The organism is Candidatus Nitrosotalea sp. FS, assembly GCF_011319475.1.
GTDB lineage: Archaea > Thermoproteota > Nitrososphaeria > Nitrososphaerales > Nitrosopumilaceae > Nitrosotalea.
On sequence record NZ_RCMC01000289.1, the window covers coordinates 1 to 5,508 of the forward strand.

A 5,508-nucleotide genomic window follows, 5' to 3' on the forward strand; every position below is an offset into this window, starting at 1 on the left:
GTTCCAGGATCTGTATTTTGCAAGAAAAAAACCCTTGGTCAAGACTACTGTGGCAGAGGCTGCCTGTACCATTTGTCAAAAAGGCCTAGGAGATGGAGTATCTGTTACTGCAAAAAGAGTGGGGCTGAAACTGAGACTTTTCTGTCAATACCATATTCCACAAGAATAATTTTGTCTGGTAGTTTTACCAGATTGGTTTTGTAATTGCGCCTTCTGCAGCAGATGTCACAAGTGACGCAAATTTTGCAAGTGCACCATTTTCATAATTTGGCTTTCTTGGTTTCCAATCACGGCGTCTTTGTGCAAGTTCATTTTCTGATACCATCAGATCAATGGAGTTTTTCTCTAGGTTGATGACAACTTCGTCACCCTCTTTTACTAGTGCAATGTTTCCGCCAACTGCTGCCTCTGGTGCAACATGACCTATCATGAATCCTCTTGTTGCCCCTGAGAACCTGCCATCTGTTATCAGTGCAACTTTTTCACCCAAGTTTTGTCCTACAAGAGCTGCTGTAACGCCGAGCATTTCTCGCATTCCTGGTCCGCCCTTTGGACCTTCATATCTTATTATGACAACATCGTGTTCTTTTATCAGTCGTTTTGATATTGCATCAAACGCATCTTCTTCTCTGTCAAATACTTTGGCTCTTCCTCTGAATTCTTTTGTGTGAACACCTGCGACTTTTACTACTGCACCCTCTGGAGCAAGTGATCCTCTAAGTATTGTAAGAGTTCCAACATCGTGAATTGGTGATTCAATTGATTTTAACACCTTTTGGCTTGAATCAAATGATATTTGTAGTGAATCCAGATTGTGTTTGACTGTCTTGCCTGTTACTGTCATGGCGTTTTCATGAATGAGGTTTTTCTTTTGTAAACTCTTCATTAGCAATGGGATTCCACCAATCTTGTCAAGATCTAGCATAACATATGTTCCTCCAGGTCTCATGTCTGCAATGTGAGGAGTTTTTCTTCTAATCCTCTCAAAGTCATCAAGTGTCAACTTTACTCCTATCTCACGAGATAGCGCAAGCANATGTTTGACTGTCTTGCCTGTTACTGTCATGGCGTTTTCATGAATGAGGTTTTTCTTTTGTAAACTCTTCATTAGCAATGGGATTCCACCAATCTTGTCAAGATCTAGCATAACATATGTTCCTCCAGGTCTCATGTCTGCAATGTGAGGCGTCTTTCTTCTGATTCTTTCAAAATCATCTAGTGTCAACTTTACTCCTATCTCACGAGATAGCGCAAGCAGGTGTAATACTGCATTTGTAGAGCCTCCTATGGCATTAGCTACTACAATCGCATTTTCAAATGCCTCATATGTCAAAATGTCTTTTGGTTTTATTCCTGTCTCAAGTAAATTCATCACGGCCTTGCCGCTTTCGTATACCATTTTTTCCCTTCTTGGATCCTCTGCAGGCGGTGATGCATTTCCTGGTAGTGCAATTCCTATTGCTTCGCTAATTGATGCCATTGTATTTGCAGTGTACATTCCTCCACAAGAGCCCGAATTTGGACAGGCTACATTTTCTAAATTCTTTAGTGCCTCTAATGTCAGATTTCCTGCATCATATGCTCCAACTGCTTCGTATACGTCTTGAACTGTAACTTGTTTTCCATCTAAAATTCCTGGCATGATTGTACCGCCGTAGACAAAAACAGATGGTAAGTTAAGTCTGGCCATTCCCATCATGGTACCTGGTAAACTCTTGTCACATCCTGCAATTCCAACTAGTCCATCATACTGATGTGCACGAACCATTAATTCAATAGAATCTGCAATAATTTCCCTGCTAACAAGAGATGATTTCATACCTTCATGACCCATTGCAATACCGTCACTTACTGCGATTGTAGAAAATTCTCTGGGTGTTCCACCCGCAATCTCTACTCCTGCTTTTGCATGAGTTGCCAATCTTCCTAGATGAATGTTACACGGTGTTGCTTCATTTCCGCTATGTGATACACCGATGAAAGGTTTTCCTAAATCATTATCGTCTAAACCCATTGCCTTGTACATGGCTCGATGGGGTGCCCTCGAAGGACCCTCAACTACATTTCTGCTTGATATTTCCAATGCTGATACCATATTTTATGCCCTATTTTATACATTGTAGATAATTTCACACATGAGATCCAACACCTGGTTCATGTTTTTCAAATCCACAAACTTGGAAAATTTCCATGTCAAAAATAACGCCATTGATTTTGATAATTCATGAATAAAATGAACTTAATAGTTGACAAGTATGAATTCTACCGAGTTTTTAATAATTAGAATATGAGATTCTCTGTATGGGCAAGCAGGGACTGTATCTTGGTGTACTATTGTCTATAATCGTCATATCTCTTACCGTAATTCCTGCATATGCTGAAGTGACTTCACTTAAAACAAATGCACCATTTTACAAGGGAGGAAGTAAAATCTATTTTTCGGGTACTATACTGGATACAGATCCGCCAAATGTTACTTTGTTACTCTTTGATCCGACTGACAAATTTATTTCGCTTGCATCAGGAGTTGCTGACAGTAATCATACCTTTCAGATAATTGTTGATACTAGTACTTCTGATAATCAGCAAAAATTCTCAATCAAGGGAACGTACAATGCAACTGCATTTATTGCAACCAAAGAAAATGGAAAGACAATATCGTTCACATTTTCACCTGATGGCTCTCCTGTTATACCATCTCCTCCTACATCTTTGACCACGTCTGTAGCATCTTCTACTGAGATTGATCTCCAGTGGGCAAGTCCTACAAATACTGGTGGCGGACAACTTGCTGGATATAAAATAGAGAGAGATGATGGAACTGGCTTTAATTTCGTTCAAAATACGCTGTCAGCATCATACCAGGATACTGGACTTACTCCAAACAAATTGTATTCTTATAGAGTTTCTGCAGTAAACCAAGCTGGAACAAGCAACCCATCAAATGTTGCAACGGCTATTACTTTCTCTCCGCCTACTACAACCACACCGCCTCCAGCCCCTGACCAATCTCAGACTTCAGTTGATGACCTAATCAAAAAAAGAATAGCGGATGCAAAAAGACTGCAAGATTTACTCAATAGTAAGAATTCTGGCTCTTCAAGTACTATCAATTCTAAAGTTATTCAGCTAAGCGAAAAGATGGCAGTGGATGATATTGCTTCAAACCCTGTGGCGCAGAAATCTAACGCTTTAGGAAATAATGTGATGCCTGGCCTTGGAGNCGCTTCAAACCCTGGGGTGCAGAAGTCTAACGCTTTAGGAAATAATCTGATGCCTGGCCTTGGAGGCTTTAGTGCTGTGATATATCCGATAATTTCTCTTGTGGGAGCAGGCATAGTGGGTTCAATACTTTATCTCAGGAAGAAGCGAAACCAATCTGATAGTTCCACTGAATTGATACCAGAAACTCCTGTACCTGAAGTTTTATCTGAACAAAAAGATGATGGAGATAATGCAATGATGATTCTAAAAAATAGATTGGCAAAAGGGGAAATAACTGTAGACCAATTCAAGGAATTAAAAGAAGAACTCTCAGAACCCTAAGTGATTAACTGGAATCCGTCTAGTCGTGCCAACTGTGCATTGATCTGTGTTTCATTTTCATTACCAAATGAAATCAAGATTCTGTCTTGATCCTTGAAGACATAGTTCTTCAAGTCTGGTACTTCGTGATGATTGACATAGAATTTCAACGTGTAGTTGGCATTTGTACAAAATGCACGACTATCAGGGAATGTGAAACACTTGTCATCTAATCCGATACGCAATGAATTAAAGAGGAATCCCATTGTGACATTTTTTGCCATTGCATGTATTGTTTCACCATTTCCTTTCTGGAATCCAATGTATGGACTCTTTATCTGATATGCTGTAGATGAATAGTCAAATTGTTGACCATAAATTAGTGTCAATAATCCTGCATGAATGTGGATTCCACCAAGAGGGCCTGAACCTGGTGGTTCGCCTTTTGGTGTTACCTGTGATGACAACTCGTAAAAATTGTAACTTGAAATTCCAAGGACTGCCACAATTCCTGCTAGAATGCCTATGGCTATTGCCTTGTTCTTGAATTGTGTCCTCTGTCGTTTTTGGTAAAAAGTCTCCCGTTCCTGAACTCGCTCTTCTCTATCTTTTTTTCCCATTTGACGATCCAAGTCAAAATTTTACCCTAAATAACAGTATCTGACATGAGTGTATGTATTTTCAATCTGATTGAAGGTGAGTATAAATAAAATATGTCATGCAAAAAAGGCATGGACTGTCTTTTTTGTAACATCATAAGCAAAAAACAAGATGCGTATGTAATATTCGAAGACGATTCACATATTGCAATAATGGACAAGTACCCAATCCAAAAAGGTCACTCGCTAGTGATGCCCAAGATTCACCATGAAAAAATTATAGACATGTCTGATGACGAGGTGGGAAAATTATTTTCCATGGTGCCTACAATAGCCCGCGGAATAATGGCCGCAACAGGCGCAGATGGATTTAACATTGGTCAAAACAATGGGCGTTCTGCAAACCAAATAATTCCACATGTGCATGTACATATCATTCCTAGATACAATAAGGTGGGTAACCTGTGGACACGAAGAATGATTACAAATGATACTGATCTTGATGACTTGGCAAAAAAGATCCGAAAGAATATGAAATCAGGCTAGTTCTTTAACTATGGAATCCATGTCTGATTTTGTTAGCCCGACATGTTTTTTGGCATCTCTTCGTGAAATTATTTTTCCATTTTGAAATACGATCATTGTAGGCACTGCTTGAATATTGAACCTGTCCCACAATGGATTCTCGTCTTCATCTATGATTGAACCTACTTTGTTTGCAGTCTCAATTTNAACTATGGAATCCATGTCTGATTTTGTTAGTCCGACATGTTTTTTGGCATCTCTTCGTGAAATTATTTTTCCATTCTGAAATACAATCATTGTAGGTACTGCTTGAATGTTGAACCTGTCCCATAATGGATTCTCATCCTCATCTATGATTGCTCCTACTTTGTTTGCAGTCTCAATTTTTGCAGATTCAAATGTTGGTTTGAAATTAGAGCAGTATGGACACCATGTAGCATAGAATAAAACAACTGTTTTTTTATTATCTCCAAGCACCTTGGAATCAAATTCTTCTGGTTTTACATGTTCCATAATTTTTCACAAGTTCTAAATTATTTAGAGGTATCGTGAGAAGCTTTGTGTTAGTTGATTGCACATATAGTCGGACAACACAAAAGAATTCATTCTAGGTTGAACTACGCTATTACTTAAGGCTCTAAAAAGATGGAAAGCACTTGTGTTAGCGCACCACTATGTAATGTGATGTGCCAGTTCCCCGTCTCAAATGATGATGATGTCAAATAGGTGATATTGTATGAACCATCAAAGTTTGTCATTGCAGCACCATTGTATCTGATTCCTGATGGGCTTGTAAGTGAACTGCTAACACTGGTGAAAGACTGTGCGGTTCCAGATATCTGGATTTGGTCGCCTTTTA

5 protein-coding genes and 2 pseudogenes are annotated in these 5,508 nt (G+C 39.1%); 2 read left to right on the forward strand and 5 right to left on the reverse strand.

Annotation, left to right across the window (positions count from 1 at the left end):
- Positions 1-184: 184 nt before the first annotated feature.
- Positions 185-949, reverse strand: coding sequence for a dihydroxy-acid dehydratase (locus DYY66_RS16670; protein WP_394352652.1), 765 nt, complete (start codon positions 947-949; stop codon positions 185-187).
- Between the two features lie 87 nt (positions 950-1,036).
- A pseudogene (locus tag DYY66_RS15115) lies at positions 1,037-2,095 on the reverse strand (dihydroxy-acid dehydratase); the annotation flags it as partial.
- A gap of 206 nt (positions 2,096-2,301) precedes the next feature.
- Here DYY66_RS15115 and DYY66_RS16675 point away from each other — a divergent pair.
- Positions 2,302-3,223: fibronectin type III domain-containing protein (locus DYY66_RS16675; protein WP_394352651.1), on the forward strand; the 922-nt coding region annotated here is incomplete at its 3' end.
- A 319-nt stretch (positions 3,224-3,542) separates the two neighbouring features.
- On the opposite strand, the gene DYY66_RS11690 is transcribed toward DYY66_RS16675, so the two are convergent.
- Positions 3,543-4,145, reverse strand: a complete 603-nt coding sequence (locus DYY66_RS11690; protein WP_166289610.1) for a protein-disulfide isomerase — start codon at positions 4,143-4,145, stop codon at positions 3,543-3,545.
- A 111-nt stretch (positions 4,146-4,256) separates the two neighbouring features.
- Here DYY66_RS11690 and DYY66_RS11695 point away from each other — a divergent pair, with 111 nt between their 5' ends.
- Positions 4,257-4,670, forward strand: coding sequence for an HIT family protein (locus DYY66_RS11695; protein ID WP_166289619.1), 414 nt, complete (start codon positions 4,257-4,259; stop codon positions 4,668-4,670).
- A 186-nt stretch (positions 4,671-4,856) separates the two neighbouring features.
- Here DYY66_RS11695 and DYY66_RS16680 read toward each other — a convergent pair.
- Positions 4,857-5,162: pseudogene (locus DYY66_RS16680) on the reverse strand (thioredoxin family protein); the annotation flags it as partial.
- A 116-nt stretch (positions 5,163-5,278) separates the two neighbouring features.
- The coding region (locus DYY66_RS11705) for a hypothetical protein (protein ID WP_166289616.1) at positions 5,279-5,508 on the reverse strand (230 nt) is incomplete at its 5' end.